At 63.4% G+C, this 17,905-nt stretch carries 16 protein-coding genes and 1 pseudogene; 9 read left to right on the top strand and 8 right to left on the bottom strand.

The annotated features are described in order from the left end of the window. Positions 1–9: 9 nt before the first annotated feature. From EZH22_RS29690 to glcF, 3 genes are read left to right on the top strand one after another with little or no spacing between them, the layout of a single operon-like run. Positions 10–1,491: an FAD-linked oxidase C-terminal domain-containing protein gene (locus EZH22_RS29690; RefSeq protein ID WP_203196932.1), complete on the top strand. Its 1,482-nt coding sequence runs from the start codon at positions 10–12 to the stop codon at positions 1,489–1,491. Beyond that, positions 1,491–2,696, top strand: coding sequence for an FAD-binding protein (locus tag EZH22_RS29685; RefSeq protein ID WP_203196920.1), 1,206 nt, complete (start codon positions 1,491–1,493; stop codon positions 2,694–2,696). Before EZH22_RS29690 ends, EZH22_RS29685 begins: the two co-directional genes overlap by 1 nt. Positions 2,697–2,698: 2 nt before the next feature. Continuing rightward, positions 2,699–4,030, top strand: coding sequence for a glycolate oxidase subunit GlcF (gene glcF, locus EZH22_RS29680; RefSeq protein ID WP_137113780.1), 1,332 nt, complete (start codon positions 2,699–2,701; stop codon positions 4,028–4,030). 145 nt (positions 4,031–4,175) lie between these two features. Here glcF and EZH22_RS29675 read toward each other — a convergent pair whose 3' ends face one another. Continuing rightward, positions 4,176–7,061: a Tn3 family transposase gene (locus EZH22_RS29675; RefSeq protein ID WP_113946498.1), complete on the bottom strand. Its 2,886-nt coding sequence runs from the start codon at positions 7,059–7,061 to the stop codon at positions 4,176–4,178. A 126-nt stretch (positions 7,062–7,187) separates the two neighbouring features. Here EZH22_RS29675 and EZH22_RS29670 point away from each other — a divergent pair, with 126 nt between their 5' ends. Next, entirely contained in the window at positions 7,188–7,802 is a 615-nt protein-coding gene (locus tag EZH22_RS29670; RefSeq protein ID WP_113946499.1) for a recombinase family protein, read from the top strand. A gap of 286 nt (positions 7,803–8,088) precedes the next feature. On the opposite strand, the gene EZH22_RS29665 is transcribed toward EZH22_RS29670, so the two are convergent. From EZH22_RS29665 to EZH22_RS29655, 3 genes are all read right to left on the bottom strand, one after another. Next, positions 8,089–8,649 (bottom strand): RES family NAD+ phosphorylase, encoded by a 561-nt coding sequence (locus EZH22_RS29665; protein ID WP_229644194.1) that lies wholly within the window; start codon positions 8,647–8,649, stop codon positions 8,089–8,091. 26 nt (positions 8,650–8,675) lie between these two features. Continuing rightward, the gene (locus EZH22_RS29660) at positions 8,676–9,392 is read right to left on the bottom strand and encodes an antitoxin Xre/MbcA/ParS-like domain-containing protein (RefSeq protein WP_203196918.1); all 717 of its coding nucleotides are present in this window, start codon (positions 9,390–9,392) and stop codon (positions 8,676–8,678) included. 180 nt (positions 9,393–9,572) lie between these two features. Continuing rightward, positions 9,573–10,175: a hypothetical protein gene (locus EZH22_RS29655; RefSeq protein ID WP_210352043.1), complete on the bottom strand. Its 603-nt coding sequence runs from the start codon at positions 10,173–10,175 to the stop codon at positions 9,573–9,575. 308 nt (positions 10,176–10,483) lie between these two features. On the opposite strand from EZH22_RS29655, the gene EZH22_RS32265 reads away from it, so the two are divergent. Continuing rightward, the gene (locus EZH22_RS32265) at positions 10,484–11,308 is read left to right on the top strand and encodes a cation transporter dimerization domain-containing protein (protein WP_229644195.1); all 825 of its coding nucleotides are present in this window, start codon (positions 10,484–10,486) and stop codon (positions 11,306–11,308) included. On the opposite strand, the gene merBA is transcribed toward EZH22_RS32265, so the two are convergent. Genes merBA through EZH22_RS29630 form a run of 4 tightly spaced genes read right to left on the bottom strand, consistent with a single transcriptional unit; the run spans position 11,229 to position 14,450 of the window. After that, positions 11,229–13,469: a mercury(II) reductase gene (gene merBA, locus EZH22_RS29645; protein WP_203196916.1), complete on the bottom strand. Its 2,241-nt coding sequence runs from the start codon at positions 13,467–13,469 to the stop codon at positions 11,229–11,231. The two genes, EZH22_RS32265 and merBA, sit on opposite strands and share 80 nt — an antisense overlap. Next, positions 13,466–13,714, bottom strand: a complete 249-nt coding sequence (locus tag EZH22_RS29640) for a mercury transport protein (RefSeq protein ID WP_203196915.1) — start codon at positions 13,712–13,714, stop codon at positions 13,466–13,468. The genes merBA and EZH22_RS29640 overlap by 4 nt, the downstream gene beginning before the upstream one ends. 1 nt (position 13,715) lies before the next feature. Further along, positions 13,716–14,003 (bottom strand): heavy-metal-associated domain-containing protein, encoded by a 288-nt coding sequence (locus EZH22_RS29635; RefSeq protein ID WP_203196914.1) that lies wholly within the window; start codon positions 14,001–14,003, stop codon positions 13,716–13,718. Between the two features lie 21 nt (positions 14,004–14,024). Further along, positions 14,025–14,450 carry a mercuric transporter MerT family protein gene (locus EZH22_RS29630; RefSeq protein ID WP_203196913.1) on the bottom strand — a complete coding sequence of 142 codons (426 nt, stop codon included), beginning with the start codon at positions 14,448–14,450 and terminating at the stop codon, positions 14,025–14,027. An 85-nt stretch (positions 14,451–14,535) separates the two neighbouring features. Between EZH22_RS29630 and EZH22_RS29625 the strand changes: the two genes are divergently transcribed. From EZH22_RS29625 to EZH22_RS29610, 4 genes and pseudogenes are all read left to right on the top strand, one after another. Then, positions 14,536–14,958 carry a MerR family transcriptional regulator gene (locus EZH22_RS29625; RefSeq protein ID WP_203196931.1) on the top strand — a complete coding sequence of 141 codons (423 nt, stop codon included), beginning with the start codon at positions 14,536–14,538 and terminating at the stop codon, positions 14,956–14,958. 68 nt (positions 14,959–15,026) lie between these two features. Beyond that, a pseudogene (locus tag EZH22_RS29620) lies at positions 15,027–15,260 on the top strand (efflux RND transporter permease subunit); the annotation flags it as partial. Positions 15,261–16,007: 747 nt separating this feature from the next. Beyond that, on the top strand, positions 16,008–17,429 hold the full coding sequence (locus EZH22_RS29615) for a multicopper oxidase family protein (RefSeq protein WP_203196930.1): 1,422 nt from the start codon (positions 16,008–16,010) through the stop codon (positions 17,427–17,429). Positions 17,430–17,456: 27 nt separating this feature from the next. Then, the gene (locus tag EZH22_RS29610) at positions 17,457–17,900 is read left to right on the top strand and encodes a DUF411 domain-containing protein (protein WP_203196912.1); all 444 of its coding nucleotides are present in this window, start codon (positions 17,457–17,459) and stop codon (positions 17,898–17,900) included. Positions 17,901–17,905: the final 5 nt, after the last annotated feature.

The following is a 17,905-nucleotide window of genomic DNA, read 5'->3' as shown; positions in this document are numbered from 1 at the left end:
TCGATTGTCATGCCCGAGCCACTGACGAGCGTCCTTTCCCGCCGTGCGGAGATCGTTGCCGAGATGCGTGCGATCGTCCCAGGCGAAGGCGTGGTCGACGCCGTCAATGAGATGCGCGTCTTCGAGTCGGATGCGTTGACTGCCTATCGGCAGTTGCCCCTGGTTGTGGTGTTGCCGGAAACCGTCGAACAAGTTTCGGCCGTCCTGCGCTTCTGCAATGACAACGGCGTTCGCGTCGTGCCGCGCGGATCGGGCACGTCGCTGTCGGGCGGTTCGTTGCCGCTGGCCGATGCGGTTCTGCTTGTGATGAGCCGTTTCAACAGAGTCCTCGAAATCGACTACGCGAACCGAGCAGTGGTAGCGCAACCGGGCGTGACTAATCTCGGCATCACCAACGCCATCGAAAACGAAGGGTTCTACTACGCGCCAGATCCATCCTCGCAGATTGCCTGCTCCATCGGTGGCAACGTGGCGGAGAATTCAGGCGGCGTGCACTGTCTGAAATACGGACTGACCGCCAACAACGTGCTTGGGATCGAAATGGTGCTGGTGAATGGCGACATTGTGCGTCTTGGCGGAAAGCATCTGGACTCTGAAGGCTATGATCTCCTGGGCCTGATGATCGGCTCGGAGGGGCTGCTCGGCGTCGTCACGGAGGTGACGGTGCGCATCCTCAAGAAGCCAGAAACCGCACGCGCCGTGTTGATCGGATTCCCGACCAGCGAGCAGGGCGGCCAATGTGTCGCTGACGTGATCGCGGCAGGCATAATCCCCGGCGGCATGGAAATGATGGACCGCCCAGCCATCGAGGCGGCCGAAGATTTTGTCCGGGTCGGTTATCCGCTCGATGTCGAAGCGCTCCTGATCATAGAGCTTGATGGCCCGCCCGCCGAAGTCAATCACCTGATTGCGGAAGTGGAGCGGATTGCCGGGCAAAATGGCTCCACGACCTGCCGCGTCTCGATGTCCGATGCGGAACGGCTTTCCTTCTGGGCGGGGCGCAAGGCTGCATTCCCCGCGGTTGGCCGCATTTCGCCTGACTATCTGTGCATGGACGGCACGATCCCGCGTAAGGAGTTGCCGCGCGTGCTGGCCGGCATGCGGGAGCTTTCCGTGAAGCACGGGCTGCGGGTGGCGAATGTGTTTCACGCCGGCGACGGCAACCTCCACCCGCTCATCCTGTATGATGCGAATATTCCCGGCGAGCTTTCTGCAGCAGAAGAGTTTGGAGCAGACATCCTGCGGCTGTGCGTGAGGGTCGGCGGCGTGCTGACCGGCGAGCATGGTGTCGGCGTCGAAAAACGCGATCTTATGCCGGAGATGTTTTCGGAGGCCGATCTCGACCAGCAGATGCGGATCAAATGCGCATTCGATCCCAATCACTTGCTCAATCCCGGCAAGGTGTTTCCGCAACTGCGGCGCTGCGCGGAACTTGGCCGCATGCACGTGCATCGCGGACAGCTTCCATTTCCGGACATCCCAAGGTTCTGATGGCGGCGTTTTCACCAGCAACACCGGAGGAAGTCCTGTCTGTCGTCAAATGGGCGGCGGGCGAAAGGGCTACGCTGGAGATTACGGGCAATGGGTCAAAACGCGGCATTGGATGGCTCGCGCAGACTGAACACACGCTGGAACTCTCGAAGCTTGTTGGTGTGACGCTCTATGAGCCCGACGAACTAGTGCTGTCGGCCCGAGCCGGAACGCCAATCGCGGAGATCGAAAAGCTGCTGGCCGATCGGAACCAGCGTCTGGATTTCGAGCCTATGGACTACGGTCCACTGCATGGAGCTCAACGTGGAAGAGGTACGATTGGCGGCGCGTTGGCGGCCAACCTGTCGGGCCCACGCAGACTGAAAGCTGGCGCTGCGCGCGACCACATCCTTGGCGTCAGCGCAGTATCCGGGCGCGGCGAGGCCTTTAAGGCGGGCGGGCGCGTCGTCAAGAACGTCACCGGCTACGATGTATCAAAGGCAATGGCCGGATCATGGGGCACACTGGCCGTCTGCACGGACGTTACCTTCAAGGTCCTGCCCGCCGCTCAGACGGAAACGACCCTCGCCATTCGTGGCCTGCAAGACCGCGAAGCAGCGGCGGCCATGGCGCAGGCGATGGGTTCCAGCGCCGAGGTCTCCAGTGCAGCGCATCTGCCGGAGCGTCTGGCGGGAGCTGTCGGCGATGGCGCGTTGGGACCGGAGCCGGCCACCTTGCTGAGATTGGAAGGCCTGCCGCCGTCAATTGAGTATCGCCTCGAACTGCTCCGCAAACTCCTGGCAACGGCCGATCTGCAGGTATTCGATGAGGATAGATCCTCGACGATCTGGCGCGATGTACGCGATTGCATCCCATTCGCTGACGGCACGCAAACACCTGTCTGGCGTGTGTCGATGCGACCCTCGGCGGCGCCTGCGATGACGATGGAGTTGCGGCGCACCACGCCCGCGTCCTTCTTCTACGATTGGCAGGGTGGCCTGATCTGGCTCCGCATGGAAGGCGGAGAGCCGGAAGCAGAGTGCCTACGCACTTTGGTGAAAAGGCACGGCGGCGGGCACGCGACGCTGGTGCGGGCGAGCGCTGAAGCGCGCGCGACCGTTTTGGCCTTCGAGCCACAGGCGTCAGCCCTGCGCAATCTCAGCGACCGCGTGAAGGCATCTTTCGATCCCCACAACATTCTCAATCCCGGACGGATGGCTGGTTGACTATGCAGACCAATTTTCTGCCCGAACAACTCGCCGATCCGGGTGTTGCAGAGTCGGAAAAGATCCTGCGCAAATGCGTGCATTGCGGTTTCTGCACTGCGACCTGCCCGACCTATGTCACGCTGGGCAATGAACTCGACAGCCCCCGTGGGCGGATCTATCTCATCAAGGACATGCTGGAAAACGGGCGTCCGGCGGATAACGAGATCGTCACGCATATCGACCGCTGCCTGTCCTGCCTCGCTTGCATGACGACGTGTCCGTCAGGTGTGAACTACATGCATCTGGTTGATCACGCCCGGGCGCATATCGAAAAGACCTACCGTCGTACTGTGATGGACAGGCTGATCCGGGCAGTACTAGCGAAGGTGTTACCCTATCCTGGGCGATTCCGCGCGGCACTGAAGCTGGCTGCCCTGAGCCGCCCGTTTGCTGGCCTGTTCAGGAAGTCCGCGGCGCTGAAACCGATCGCCGCCATGCTCGATCTGGTGCCGGCTTCCCTTCCGCAAGCGCAGAACGGCCCGCGCGGATTGAACGGACCGATGCGCGGGCGGGTGGCTATGCTCACGGGTTGCGCTCAGCCTGTACTCAATCCGGGCATCAACGAGGCGGCGGCGGCGCTCTTGGAACGGCTCGGTATCGAGATCATGGCTGTGCCTGGAGAGGGGTGTTGCGGCGCGCTGGTGCATCATCTCGGCCGCGAAGAGGAATCGCTTGCGCAGGCAAGACGCAATGTCGATGCTTGGTCGCGGCTGATCGACAGCGCAGGGCTCGACGCCATCGTCATCACCGCGTCGGGCTGCGGCACGACGATCAAGGACTACGGTTACATGCTGAGGCTGGACCCGGCCTATGCCGACAAGGCGGCGCGGGTTTCAGCGCTGGCTAAGGATGTGACAGAATACCTGACTACCCTCGACATGCCCGAACCAACGACAGTACCGGGCCTTGCCGTGGCCTACCACTCTGCCTGCTCGATGCAGCACGGCCAGAAGATCATGCGCCAGCCCAGGGATCTCCTCAAGCGCGCTGGCTTTGACGTGCGCGAGCCTCGAGAGGCACACCTCTGTTGTGGTTCGGCCGGCACTTACAACATCATGCAATCCGAGATTTCCGCCAAACTGCGCGACAGGAAGGTGAAGAATATCGCCGCAACCGGCGCCGACCTCGTCGCGACCGGCAATATCGGCTGCATGACGCAAATCGCCGATCGGGCAGGTATGCCCATCGTACATACCGTCGAACTGCTTAACTGGGCGTACGGCGGCGAGAGACCGGTCAGTATACGGCGCAGCGACGATGGGGCAAACCAAGGAGTGGCGCGCACGCGGTGACGCGATGTGCAGTCGGGGGCGAAATCACGGCGCCGTCGGGGTTGGAAATTCTGTGTTCGGATTGAAAATTGGGAGAATGAAAAATGGCGATGACGCTGGAACAGGCCAACATGGGGTCGTTTGCGGGAGGGGGCGGAATCCTACGCTAAGGCTTTGGCCACCGATATTCGCCGGTGAGGTTGATATGCTCCCATCCCAGCGGCGAGACATGGGCCAAGAGATCGGGCGACAGCGGCTTTCCATCGCGTTTCTGGTTGGCGACGACTTCGCCGAGCTTCATGGTGTTCCAGAAGATGATGATGGCGGCGAGCAGGTTCATGCCGGCGATCCGGTAATGCTGGCCTTCGGCGGAACGGTCGCGGATTTCACCCCGGCGATGGAAGCTGATGGCTCGTTTCAGCGCGTGATGGGCCTCGCCCTTGTTGAGCCCGATCTGGGCGCGGCGTTGGAGATCGGCGTCCAGAATCCAGTCGATCATGAACAGCGTCCGCTCGACGCGGCCTACTTCCCGCAGAGCTGTGGCCAGTTCATTCTGCCGCGGATAGGAGGCGAGCTTGCGCAAAATCTGGCTAGGCGCGATGCCTCCGGCTGCAATGGTGGCGGCGATGCGCAGGATATCGGGCCAGTTGCGCTCGATCATGGCCTGATTGATTTTGCCGCCGATCATGGCCCGCAAGTGGGCCGGCGCGGCCGATGGATTGAACGCATAGAGTCGCTTGGACGGCAGATCCCGGATGCGAGGGGCAAACCGGTAGCCGAGAATGGCGCATGCGGCAAAGACGTGATCGGTGAAGCCGCCTGTATCGGCGAACTGCTCGCGAATATGGCGGCCGGCATCGTTCATGAGCAGGCCGTCGAGGATGTAGGGAGCTTCGCTCGCCGTCGCAGGAATCACCTGGGTCGCGAACGGCGCATATTGGTCCGAGACGTGGCTATAGGCTTTCAGACCCGGGGTATTGCCGTATTTCGCGTTGACCAGGTTCATGGCCTCGCCTTGTTCCGTAGCGGCGAAGAATTGCCCATCGCTCGAAGCGGAGGCGCCCATGCCCCAGAACCGGGCCATTGGTAGCGCCGCTTGCGCCTCGACCACCATGGCCAGCGCCCGGTCGTAAGCTTCGCCCTCGACATGCCACCGTCCAATGCGGATCAACTCCCAGAAGGTGTGCGTGTTCGTCGCGTCGGCCATCTTGCGCAGGCCGAGGTTGATCCCTTCCGCAAGGATGACGTTCATCAGCCCGATCCGGTCGGCGCAGGGCGCTCCGGTGCGCAGATGCGTGAACGCTTCGGTGAAGCCGGTCGCTGCATCCACCTCCAGCAGGAGATCGGTGATCCGCGTGGGCGGGATCTGCTTGTAGAGATCGAGCACCAGATCTTCGGCGCCGGTCGGTACGGCAGCTTCGAGCTTCTCGATATGCAGAACGCCGTTTTCGATCGACCCGCCGGGAATCGTGCCGGTGCGCGCGGCGCGGCCCAGTTCGCGTAACCGGATATCGAGGCGAGCTTGCCGATCCGCCAGCCATTCTTGCGGCCGCAATGGCACGGCGAGACGACCGCCTTCCGCGACAGCCTGCGCCGGAACGAGCGCATGCTTCAGGTCGCCATAGCGCCGGGATCGGGCCAACCAAATATCTCCGGATCGGAAGGCATCGCGCAGATGGAACAGCACCGCTATCTCCCAGAGGCGAGTGTCGCCGACCGCCTGGGCACGAAGATGGCGATGCCATTTCGAGCTGGGCCGAAGGAAGCCGGTATGTGCGGCATCGTTCAAGCCAGTACGCAAAGCCATCACCGCTTCGAGAAGCGGGAGCGCGATCGGCGCAGCCCGCAGATCGAGCAGGCGCAACATGCGCGGAGCGTACCGCCGGAACCGATGATAACCGTCGAGTACATGATTGAGAGGATCGTCCGCCATGGTGGCGGTCAGCCGGGTTGCCATTGCAACAAGGGTCTTGAAGCCGTCCCACCCTGATCCGCTCGCGATGACGTCGCCCAGCGGCTGGCCATCATCCTGTGCGTCGACCAGAGCGCCGCCGATTTCGGCGAAGGATTTTAAGGTGTCGCGCACCGCGTTCGCTTCGTCGGCGACTTTCGCTTGGCAAATGCGCTCCGATGCCCGGTAGAGCCTGCCGACGATCCGGTCATGGGTTTCGACCACGGCGTCAGCGAGCATCGCTTGCCATTCCGACGCGCAAACGGCCAGAATCGCAAGCCGCCTGTCTTCCGGAAGATCGCGCATGCCGTCGGCATAGTACCGTTCGCCTTGCCTGCGCAGGCGTGTCATCCGATGAGCAGGAACACCGGCCAGCAGTTCCTCGGGGAGATCGATACGTTGCAGGTATTCGAGCCGGTCGAGCAGCCGGTTGGCTGACGAAGAGTTCGAGCCCGGCTCGAACTGACGCAGCCACACGAAGCGGGTCACCCGATCGTCGGCCGTCTCCTCGAGCAATGCCAGCAACTGTTCCCGGATGGGCACGGACAGCCGACTGGCGATCCTCGTCTCGATCCGCCGCTCGGCATCGACCAGGGCCGTGGCGCAAAGCCGCTCGATCGTCGATGTTGCAGGAAGAACCGTGCGGGTGCGTCGGCACTCCGCCACGAAGCGACGGGCGATATCTTCGTTTGACACCGCCATCTCGGCTTCCCGAAACAGCCAATCCTTCAGCTCGCGCGCACCACGTCCGGAGAAGGTGCGGAATCCGTAGAGCGCCCGCAGTTCGGAAAGATGCTCGTGCCGCGTTTCCTCGCGGGCGGCGTAGTCAACGAGATCGTCGGCAAGCAGGCCGAGCTGTGCTCCGATGAATTCGACGATCTCTGCTGGGATCAGTTCGCCCGGAGCCAGCACCCGGCCGGGATAGCGCAGGACGCACAATTGCAGGGCGAAGCCGAACCTGTTGTGAGCGCGTCGGCGCAGCCTGATGTGTCCAAGGTCTTCATCACTCAGCGTATAGTGCTTGAGCAAATCCGCCTGCGAGGTCGGCAGGCGCAACAGCGCGTCCTTCTGCCGATCGGTTAGAGTGACGCGACGCGGCATCCATGTTCCTTTTTCAAAATCCGATGATGTTCAAGACGCTTTGTTTATGAAGCTGGTTGAGATACATTTCCAGCGAACAAATCATTCGTGGCCAGCGCCCCCCCCTCAAACCACCGTTTAAGAAACATGCTGATCGGATACGCTCGCATCTCCAAAGCCGATGGCTCCCAGTCCCTCGATCTGCAGCACGACGACCTGCGCGCCGCCGGCGTCGAACAGGACAATATCTATGAGGATCGAGCTTCCGGCGGCCGCGACGATCGGCCCGGACTGGCCGCCTGCCTGAAATCCCTGCGCGACGGCGATGTGCTGGTGGTCTGGAAGCTCGACCGCCTCGGGCGATCGCTCGCTCACCTGGTCAACACGGTGAAGGATCTGTCGGATCGCAATATCGGCCTGCGGGTGCTGACCGGAAAGGGCGCCCAGATCGACACCACCACCGCATCCGGCCGCATGGTGTTCGGTATCTTCGCCACTCTGGCCGAGTTCGAGCGTGACCTGATCCGCGAACGGACCATGGCTGGCCTCGCCGCCGCAAGAGCGCGCGGTCGCAAAGGCGGCCGAAAATTCGCCCTGACCAAGGCACAGGTGCGTCTCGCCCAGGCGGCCATGGCACAGCGCGATACTTCCGTTTCCGATCTGTGCAAGGAACTCGGGATCGAGCGCGTCACTCTCTATCGCTACGTCGGCCCAAAAGGCGAACTCAGGGACTATGGGAAGCGCGTTCTTGGCTTAGCGTAGGATTTCGCCCCCTCCCGCAAACGACCCCTCACACATCTCCTGGCGACGAGGGACGCCGGCGAGCGACGGGATCACGATCATCCTGCCTCGAAACCCAACACAGGCCGTGAATATCAGGGCGAGTGGCGTAGAACGCCTCGGCCCAAAGGCGGGTTGCGGGTAGTTTGGCGATACGTCAGGTGGATGCGATCGAGAATGTCGGATGTAGGATCGGTCATCACTGCCCACTTTCTGGCTGCAATTTATATACAAAATTTGGTCAGCAACCCATTCCATTCGATCCGTATCATGGTGCCGTCCGGATCGAAACGCCGATTGCTTTCAGCGCTCCAATCAGATCCGGGTGCTGCACGAGATTCATGGCGGGCTCAGCGACCAGTTTGGCCGCGACGGAGCGGTCATAGACTGCGAGACACTCGGCCGAGGTCAATCGGGAAGAATAGAGTAGCCCATCAGCCGCAAAGGCGCCGTGGACGGCCTTGCTGAGCTGCTGTCCTTCGTGATGTGCCTTGGCGCGAGCCGCGTCGGTGCTGACGCCGAGGCGCAGCAGTCCCGTCGTTCTGAGATCGAGAACCACGAGTGGGGATGGCGCGGAAACTTCCGCAACGGCCCATTCCTCGATTTCGCTATGGTCGAGGATGCGCTCGGTGGCGCCCTCGAAGCGGTCTCGGACGATCGTCTCAGCGATTGCCGTAGGCAGATCACGAGCGATGTAAATCAGCCGAAACGACCGATCGGGACTTGAGAAGCGAGTGTGACCGAAGCCCATGCCAAGCGGGGTCGCGGCATGGGCGGCCGGCATAACGCGCAGATAGCCCTGTGGCCGGAACGCCAGGGCCAGGTCCACGACTGTCTGCGGATCAAGATTCACGGTCAGCCGAAGTCACGTTCGGCCGCGTCGATGACCTCGTCCAGATGGCCAGCCTTGAGCCGGTCGAGCGGCGATCCACCAATGCTCGGCTTGGGCTGAATAAGCCACTGCCAGGCGGCTCGCGGGTTGCGGATGATCCTGGTGAGCGCCGACATGCCCTCCACGGGCCGGCCATCGACAAACTGCGCCAGGGGAAACACATGCTTGCGCTCGCCCTTGAGCAGCCCGATGACGGCACCGCGCCTTTGCCAGTCATGCAGAGTTGAACGCTTGGTGCCGAATGCCTTCTCGATGTCACCGGGCCCGGCAACCGGCCCCGCCCAGTCCTCAAGGCGAACAGATGTCGCGTAGGCCGCAAGACGCCGGCGGCCTTCGTCGAGATCAACGAGATCGGCCAAGCCAGCTCCCTGGCTGACCTCGACGGGTTTGTCGACAGAGAGCTGGGTGAGCTTTTCGGTGTGGCGTCCGGCAAGACCGGAGACCACGGTCTGCATCGCTTCCGCGAGCTCGTTTTCGTGGGCTAGGATTTGCCGCTGCTGCTCGTCGGACAGCCGTACCGCGGCCGCCGTCAGCGCCGCGATGACTTTGCTCTTGCCCTTCAGCACGGATCTGGAAATTCCAGGATTGTGCCGGGCAAGTACATCGAGAATATCGGCGACTGCGGCACTGTTCACGTTGAACCGCGCCCCATCACCCGTCTTGCGAGCCGTTGCGACCATGCCAGCCTCCATGATTTTCGAATATCTATATAGTCCGGATTGTCCGGAATGTCCAGATCGACGGCTGGCCATCTCTATGAGATCAGGGTGAAGACGCGCGACTTTCGTTGATCGCCCGCCGCCTCCGATGCACTGCTAAGCCTGAGCGTCGGTCACGAACAGCAGCTGCGCCCCCTGGGACTAGGCTTCCAGCCCGACGATCGCAGCCATGCCGTTCGTCCGATTCCCGAAACGGGCGAATATCCGGTCCTGCCTCGAGCGGGCGAGGGCGCCGGGTCCGGCCGCCGTCCGGTCTCGCTCGTAGAGGCGTTCTATCCGTTCTTCGAGCGTCGCTTTCGACTGCCTGATCTTAGTTGCGATCTCGGTGGCGACCTCGCCGGGCCGGGATTCGCGAAGGGCCGTTGGCTCGGAGCAGACATATCGGTTCAAGTCGTCATAAACGATGCGATGCGTGCCGGCGGATCCACCCTGGGCCTGGACCCCTCGGGAAATCTCCGACGGCTTCAGCAGCAGCGATTTCTCCAGCACTTTTCCGTCCTGGAATGCGCTGTCATAAACCTTCCAGTCCGAGAATTTGGGCGCGACATAATATGTGTCAGCGTCGCTGGCCTCGAATTCCGTCAGGCGTTGAAACTGGTGCCCCGACGTGTCGACGATGAATCGCCAGAACGGGTGTTGCAGCCCCGGTACGGATTGCACCGGCGTTGCGCGATGAAAGCGCTTCAGCTCATGGCCGAGCTTGAACTGCAGAACGACAACCCGTCCCCGGTCCTCGAAACCCACATCGAACCCGAGCTCCTCTTCATGGAGCAAGTTCGGCACGAAGGGAGACGTCGGCGCGCTATCTCGAGACGCTCGCCAACCGTGTCGACCTGCAGCGTGCCCAAGAAGGCGGGGTCCAACGGCTTTCGCGATCTGAGGTCGAGGCGATCGCCGGAGCCAATGCCGACCGGCTGATCGCGCACGCCCAGGAGGTTCGCGAAAAGGAGGAAGGAGAGGCGGCGTCGGCGCAAAGGCTGGCAGATCGAGCGATCGAATCCGAGCGGCGCCAGGAAGGCCGGGGCGGGCTCGACCCGGAGTCGCAGCGCGAGTTGGCGGCCGAGAGGGCGATCGTCCGAGGCTCGCAGCAATCCGCCGCCCGCGAGGTGCGCGAGGCCGCGGCCGCGGTCGAAGCCGCCCGTGTGCTCGCTGAGCATCCGGCTCAGCCTTTGCCGCAAGCGCTGGTTCAGACGGACGCGCTGGCACAGCTGGCTGATCGGTCGCGATCCTTTGGGTCACAATCTTGCTCAGCTCGCGCGGCCACGGCACACCATGTCACGGTGCAGGACATTGGCGAGCGCCTGTCGATTGGACTCGACATCGAGGTAGACGGCCGGATGAGCCTGTTTGCGGTCCTCGGCCTTGCCTCGAAATTCGAAGTGGCGATCCGGGCCGAACTCGGCGCCGACACGGAAGTCGAAACGCACATCGAGCCGCTCGAGGTGCCGCATCTGGTTGGGGAAGACGCGCCACCGGCCGTCGCCTCGGAAATTTCTGCAACCATCACCTCATTGGCCGCGACAATCGGCACGATCCGGAACGTGCACGACGTTCGGGTCCGGCAGACGCCCGCCGGTCTCGTGGTCAACTATCATTGCCATGCCGATCCCGCGCTCGACATCCAAGCGTCCATGACGCGATCGATCTTCTTGAACGCAAGATGCGCAGCGCACACCCGGACATCATCCGTGTCGTTGCCATGCAGAGCCCGGCTAATACAGACCAGTTTCTGGAAGACGCGGGACTACCCATCTTTCTTAATCGTTTACCACAATAGCAAGCGTGGTCTGGCCGCGTTTATCCGGCGCAGCAGGAGAGCTTCGCGACATCCTTGCCGAACGACAGTGCCGCGAGCTTCAGGCCCTCGACAGTGGTGAGATACGGAAAGATCGTGTCCGCGAGGTCGTCGACGGTGAGGCCTTGCCGGATCGCCAGCGCCGCGGTCTGGATGCTGTCCGCGCCTTCCGGCGCGAGGATGTGCGCGCCGAGGAGCCGACCGCTACCGGCGTCGGCCACGAGCTTGATGAGCCCCCGGGTATCGCGGGCTGCAAGCGCACGCGGCACCTGGTCGAGACCGATCGTCGAGACACGAACCGCATGACCGGCGGCGCGCGCCGTAGCCTCGGTCAAACCGACGCTCGCCACCTGAGGATCGGTGAAGACGATGGCGGGCATGGCGCGGTTGTCGTAGCGCAGGTCATCTCCGTTGAGCGCGTTCTTGGCTGCGAGCTTAGCGCCATAGGCGGCCATGTAGACGAACTGGTCGCGGCCGGTGACGTCGCCGGCGGCATAGACGCCGGTCTTGGTCGTCCGCATGCGATCGTCGACGACGATGCCGCCCCTCGGTGACACGGCGATACCGTGCTCGGCAAGCCCAAGGCCCTCGATGTTGGGCGTGCGCCCGGTTGTGATCAGCACCTGATCGGCGTCTATAGCAACATCCTGGCCATCGCGCGTGACGGTCAAAGAAACACCGTACTCGGTCTTGCGGATCGCGCGATAGGCGATACCAGAAACGACGGTGATCCTTTCCTCCTCGAAATACCCAGTGAGCGCTGCGCTGATCTCGGGCTCGGCCTCGGGGAGCAGGCGGGAGCGGCAGACGAGAGTCACCTTGACGCCAGCACGGGCGAACATCTGGGCAAGCTCCGCACCGATATAGCCGCCGCCGATGACGAGCAGCGAGCGCGGCAGCTCCTCGAGGTCGAGCGCGGTCGTGCTGGTGAGATACGGCACGGTGTCGATACCGGGGATTGCGGGGATCGCTGGCCGTGCGCCCGTGACGATGATGATCCTGTCGGCGGGAATGCGTGCGCCGTCTACCTCGACACCCCCTTCGCTAAGACGAGCCGGCCCTTCGCGATAGGCAATGCCGTTGTAAGCCGGGAGCAGGTTGACATACTTGGCTCGGCGCAGCTCGGAGACGAGCGCATCCTTCTGGCGAATGGTTTCGCGCCAGTCGGTCAGTTCGGCCTCGGCCGTGATGCCGGCGAAACGGGCTGCTACGCGAGCGTTGTGCAGTGTCTCGGCGGCGCGGATCAGGGTCTTCGACGGCACGCAGCCGATATTGACGCAAGTGCCGCCGATGGTGCCGCTGCCGACAAGCGCGACTTGCGCACCCTGGTCGGCAGCCGTGATCGCGGCAGAGAAGCCGGCCGAGCCGGCGCCGATCACGACGAGATCGTAGGCGCCTCCGTTGCGACCGTTGGCGCGGAAGGGGCGCTTCTCGACTGCCGTGTTCTTCGATGCCACATCGAGACCAGCGAGGCTCGGCCCGAACAGAGCGCGGCCGGCCTGCAGCCCTTCCTCGATCGACAGCCGGAAGCCCGGCTCGTCGGCGGGGAGTTCGCGGCACCAGGCGGAAAGATGCTCATCTGAGCAGAAGAAGGCGGTCGTCGCGCACAGCGAGCTTGCGGCGCACGCGCCCTCATAGAGGACGCTCTGCCACATGACGGCCGTCCGCGGTTCGAGGTCGGCGATCGCCCGCCCTCGATCCCGCGTGTCGATTCGGATCGGCGCCCCGCACTGGCGGCACTGCGAGGTGATCGCGGTGTCGCGATCGGTCATCGCACCAATGCCAAGCGCGTCGACGGCGCACATGGCGTTGACAACGCGTCCGTCCAGCATGACCCGATGGCCCGTGTCCCGATCGGTGAAGGGATAGGCGCCGACGATCCGCTCGCCGTCGAGCACGACCAGATCGCGCTGGCGAAGTTCTTCGAGCAATGGTCGGATAGCCGCCAGCTCGCTCAACCCCGCGTGCTCGGCAAGCGCGTCGATCGCCGGGGCTCGTCCATGCTCGGCGTAGAGCTGTAGCAGCGCAACGCGAACGCGGTCCGTGGCGGAATCGTAGCCGCTCCACCGGTTGAGCACATGGTCGGAGCCGACCATGGCCTGCAGGGCGTCGCGAACCGTCGGCGACGTGACGACCGACCCATCCGGAAACGTCACGCCCGGCCGCACTGCAAAGCTCGGCGGTGTCGTGGGCTGAGAAACGGCAGGTCTGCCCCGGGAGGAGGACGCGCAGCAATTGTTCATGGCTTCATGCCTTCCGTACGAATCTTCGTGTTGCAGCCCGTGGCTCTTTCCCGCCGATGATGCAGACCCCATGCGACGAGACCGACGCCCGCGACCATCAGGGGAAGGACCACCAAACCCGCACCTGCCATCCACGCGCCGAGGCCGGCCAAGGGTAGGCTCACGGCAACGAGGGGCGCCACGCAGCAGATCGCAGCGAGGACGGCACCAATCGTGCCGACACGGAACAGAGCGGGGTCGGTCATGCTAGCTGCCTTGCCTCGGGTGAGCCGGATAACCGGCATTCATGCTGGCGGCCGCGATGGCATCGGTGCTCGTCTTGGCGTCGTCGAAGGTCACGGTCGCGGTCTTCGCCTCGAAGGAGACGGTCACGTTCGCCACGCCCGGGACCGCCGCCATCGAGGTCTTCACGATGTAGGGACATGAGGCGCAAGTCATGTTGTCGACGGCGAAGGTGACGGTGCGTTCGGCGGCGAAGGCGGCAGGCGCAGTCATCACCGATGCGATCAAAGTGAAAGCGCTCAAATTCTTCATGGGACAGATCTCCTCTTGGTCTCAGGCGCGAAGCAGCAGCGGAGCGACGTAATCGAAGGCGAAGGCGGCAATGACGAGCGCCGTCGCAAGCCAAAGCGCGATCTGGACGATGCGGCTGGGGACTGGGCGTGCGCAGGCGGTGCCATCGGCGCAGGCCTGCCGTGGCTTCCAGTAGACGAGGTAGAAGCCATATCCGAGAACGCCTGCAGTCCCTGCCACGAAGAGCGGCTTGTAAGGCGCAAGTGCGGTCAGATTACCAATCCAGGCGCCGCCGATGCCGAGGCTGAACAGAATGAGCGGAATGACACAGCAGGACGAGGCGGCCAACGCTCCGAGAATGCCGCCGACGGCGACCAGGCGCTGCCGTCCGACCTCGGTCCGCAAGGGCGAGGAGTGACCAGCCGCGGCGGGCGCCGACTCTGCAGCTCCGGATCGCGATACAACCATGTCCGACCTCTCTTTCCTTGCCGAAATTCTCATTGGGTCGTAGGATGCAGTCTGTAGTCACTACAGGGTCAAGAGGGTTTATATGATGCGCGATCACGCTGGCGTGAAGGGCCTGCAGCGAGCGGAGCTCGCCCGGCGGACGGGCAGCAATCTTGAGACGGTGCGCTACTACGAGAAGGTCGGACTTCTGCCCGAGCCGCCGCGCACGGCAGCCGGCTATCGCAGCTATGACACCACGCACGAGCGCCGCCTCCGCTTCGTGCTGCGAGCGCGCGAGCTCGGCTTCTCGCTGGATGAAATCCGCGCACTGCTGCGGCTCGTTGACGAACGCAACCAGCCCTGCGCCGAAGCGCGCGCCGTCGCCGCTGCCCATCTCGACGACGTGCGGGCGAAGATTGCCGATCTCACACGAATGGAGCGGGTGTTGAAGGACGTGGTCGCGCAATGCGCCGACGGCACCCTACCAGAATGCCCGTTGATCGAGACTTTATTTGGTGAAGCCGGGTGAAGATGGCAATTACGCTTTGCGTAGTGGGGAGTAGCTAAGGCTAGTCGTTAGGCTTTTCCGAATACCCATCTATCACGGCCGGGCTCGTGCCGATCCTGTGGGGCACCGGCGCCGGCTCCAAGGCGATGCAGCGCATCGCCGTGCCGATGATCGGCGGCATGATCTCGCCGACCATTCTGACCCTGGTGGTAATCTCGGTCATCTACGGGTCGATCAAGGGATGGCGACTGCCGGCAATGTCCTCTGCGGAGTTAGTCGAGGTAGTGTTCAAACCACCAGCCCTCGTGGAGGCTGCAGAATGAAAGGAGGCGGCCATGATGAACGAGATGATGGGCAACGGCATGATGTGGGGTATGGGCCTTGCGGGAGTCGTCGGGACCATCCTGATTGCTCTCGTGATCGCGGCTCTTATCAAATATCTGTTTTTCCGCTGACTGATGCGGGCAGGCCGAATAATTTCGTGTTACTTCGTGGGCGGCTCAAGATCGCAAGCATCGGTGATGGCTTGTTTTCGGCGCATTTTGGCGTCATCCTTCGAATTGTCATGGAACGTTGGTCGGCTCGAAAGCTTGCGGCTGTGTTCCTCGCGGTCTTCGTAACCGTGGGGATGAGTCTGGCTGCGGTTCAAGCGAGTGGCATGTCCGCGAAAATGGCGATGGCCTCCGACATGGCCGGGTCGACGCATGACGGATGCCAGGGGTGTCCGAACGGCGGCGGCGATGACGGCATGAAGGCGATGGCCTGCGGCGTTGTCTGCGCCACTTCCGTTCTCGCGGTGCTCCCCGAGGGGCACCCGTGGCGATCGTCCAGAAGGTTGCATCCTTCGCGTCGCCCGAGGTGCTTCTTCATGGAAGGCAGGCGCCGCCCGATCCCTATCCTCCGCGAACCACCGACATCGGCTGACGTTCCGGCCGTCGCCAGACGCGACTGAGCCGGGCGAATGAGCGTGTCCGAGCGCCTCTTGTCGTGCGCACCAGCATGATCAGCGCGATCACTGCGCAGCCGACGCGTTCCGTCATCAACGATGATCGGAAGGGTCTCGCGTGAGTATGGAATCCACTTGCCGTCTGTCGCGCCGGAGCTTGCTCCAGGCTGGCGCCGGCCTCTTATTGGCAAAGGCGTTCGAGCCGTTGCCCGCGCGAGCGTTGGAACGGAGCGGGCGTCGTATCCTGGCGACGCCGGCCCGCGCGGGCCTTGCTGGTCCGGGCCATGCGAAAACTGATGTCTGGGCGTATGATGGCATGGTGCCCGGTCCGCTCGTACGTCTACGCCAAGGTGTGCCGGCACGACTCATCATCGAGAACCGCCTTGATCAGGAGACCACTGTCCATTGGCACGGTATCAGATTGCCGAATCCCATGGATGGCGTCCCCGGCCTGACCCAGCCACCGATCAAGCCCGGCGAGAGCTTCGCCTACGAATTCACGCCGCCGGATGCGGGGACGTTCTGGTATCACCCGCACGCCAACAGCCTCGAGCAACTCGGCCGCGGGCTTGCTGGTGCCGTCATCGTCGAGGAAGGCGAACCGGTCGCCGTCGACCGCGACCTTCTCTGGCTCCTTGCCGACTGGCGGCTGAACGCACAGGGTGAGATTGCTGCCGGCTTCGGCAACCGCATGGAAGCGGCGATGTCCGGCCGGGTCGGCAACACCGTCACGCTCAACGGCAGCGTGTCGAAAGAGGAGCCGATGCGGGCCGGCGAGCGTGTGCGTTTGCGCCTCGTCAACGGCTCGCTCGCCCGCGTCATGGCGCTGCGCTTCGAGGGGCACCGGCCGGTGGTTGTGGCGGTCGACGGCCAGCCTTGCGAACCGCATGAGCCAGAGGGTGGCCGGATACTGCTCGGCCCCGCCATGCGGATCGACATAGCGATCGACATGCAGGGCCAGCCGGGGCGCCGCTACCGCGTCATCGACGATTTCTACGACGGCCTGTCCTACGGGGTGACTGAGCTCGCCTATAGCGAGAATCCACCCATCCGGGCGCATCCTCCCGACGCGCCGCTTAGCCTCCCGCGCAATCCCCTCCCGGAACCCGATCTCGCCGACGCAGAGCGCCACGAGTTGACGCTGCAGGGCGGCATGATGGGTGGCGGCGGCATGGCCGGGATGGGCGGGATGATGGGCACGGGCGGCGGGGCTGCCTGGGCCATCAACGGCATGTCGATGACCGGCGACGGTCACGTCGGCATGGAGCCCGCCCTGACGTTCCAGCGCGGACGCAGTGTCGTGCTGAGGCTGCGCAACGAGACCGCCTGGTGGCACCCCATGCATCTGCACGGCCACAGCACGCTGGTGCTGAGCCGCAACGGCGCCCCCGTGCCTTATCGGCAGTGGCAGGACACAGTCCTGATGGCGCCCAGGGACACCGTCGAAATTGCCTTCGTCGCCGACAATCCCGGCGACTGGATGCTGCATTGCCACATCATGGACCACCAGATGGCCGGCCTGATGACCGTGCTTCGTGTGGCCTGAACTCGAACCTGATGAAGGAGACCTCTCATGCAAAGACGTATTTTTCTGCTCGGAAGCGCCGCCATCCTGCTCTTGCCGGTTTCGGCAAACGCGGACACCGGCACGCACGCGACGCTTTACAAGAACCCGCAATGCAGTTGCTGCGAGGGCTATGCCGACTATCTGCGCCAGAACGGCTTTCAGGTCGACGTGAAGCCGACCAATGATCTGGCGGAGATTAGCCGCAAGGCCGGCGTGCCGGCCGAGCTGGAAGGCTGCCACACGACGTTCATCGACGGCTATGTGATCGACGGTCACGTGCCGGTCAACGTCGTCCGCAAGCTGCTCACTGAGAAGCCCGCGATCGTCGGCATCACGCTTCCGGGCATGCCGATGGGCTCGCCCGGCATGGCGGGCACCAAGACCGAGAAGTTCGTGATCTACGCCCTCACGAAGGACGGCAAGGCTCCAACCGTCTACGCGACCGAATGACCAGC

The organism is Xanthobacter dioxanivorans, assembly GCF_016807805.1.
GTDB classification, from domain to species: Bacteria; Pseudomonadota; Alphaproteobacteria; order Rhizobiales; family Xanthobacteraceae; genus Xanthobacter; species Xanthobacter dioxanivorans.
This window is presented reverse-complemented; position numbering and strand designations above follow the sequence as displayed.

What these genes read in the sequence shown, in the direction of transcription:
- EZH22_RS29690 (WP_203196932.1), top strand. Translation starts at nt 10, where the DNA reads ATGCCCGAGCCACTGACGAGCGTCCTTTCCCGCCGTGCGGAGATCGTT.
- EZH22_RS29685 (WP_203196920.1), top strand. Translation starts at nt 1,491, where the DNA reads ATGGCGGCGTTTTCACCAGCAACACCGGAGGAAGTCCTGTCTGTCGTC.
- glcF (WP_137113780.1), top strand. Translation starts at nt 2,699, where the DNA reads ATGCAGACCAATTTTCTGCCCGAACAACTCGCCGATCCGGGTGTTGCA.
- EZH22_RS29675 (WP_113946498.1), bottom strand. Translation starts at nt 7,061, where the DNA reads ATGCCGCGTCGCGTCACTCTAACCGATCGGCAGAAGGACGCGCTGTTG.
- EZH22_RS29670 (WP_113946499.1), top strand. Translation starts at nt 7,188, where the DNA reads ATGCTGATCGGATACGCTCGCATCTCCAAAGCCGATGGCTCCCAGTCC.
- EZH22_RS29660 (WP_203196918.1), bottom strand. Translation starts at nt 9,392, where the DNA reads ATGGTCGCAACGGCTCGCAAGACGGGTGATGGGGCGCGGTTCAACGTG.
- merBA (WP_203196916.1), bottom strand. Translation starts at nt 13,469, where the DNA reads ATGAACAATTGCTGCGCGTCCTCCTCCCGGGGCAGACCTGCCGTTTCT.
- EZH22_RS29640 (WP_203196915.1), bottom strand. Translation starts at nt 13,714, where the DNA reads ATGACCGACCCCGCTCTGTTCCGTGTCGGCACGATTGGTGCCGTCCTC.
- EZH22_RS29635 (WP_203196914.1), bottom strand. Translation starts at nt 14,003, where the DNA reads ATGAAGAATTTGAGCGCTTTCACTTTGATCGCATCGGTGATGACTGCG.
- EZH22_RS29630 (WP_203196913.1), bottom strand. Translation starts at nt 14,450, where the DNA reads ATGGTTGTATCGCGATCCGGAGCTGCAGAGTCGGCGCCCGCCGCGGCT.
- EZH22_RS29625 (WP_203196931.1), top strand. Translation starts at nt 14,536, where the DNA reads ATGCGCGATCACGCTGGCGTGAAGGGCCTGCAGCGAGCGGAGCTCGCC.
- EZH22_RS29615 (WP_203196930.1), top strand. Translation starts at nt 16,008, where the DNA reads ATGGAATCCACTTGCCGTCTGTCGCGCCGGAGCTTGCTCCAGGCTGGC.
- EZH22_RS29610 (WP_203196912.1), top strand. Translation starts at nt 17,457, where the DNA reads ATGCAAAGACGTATTTTTCTGCTCGGAAGCGCCGCCATCCTGCTCTTG.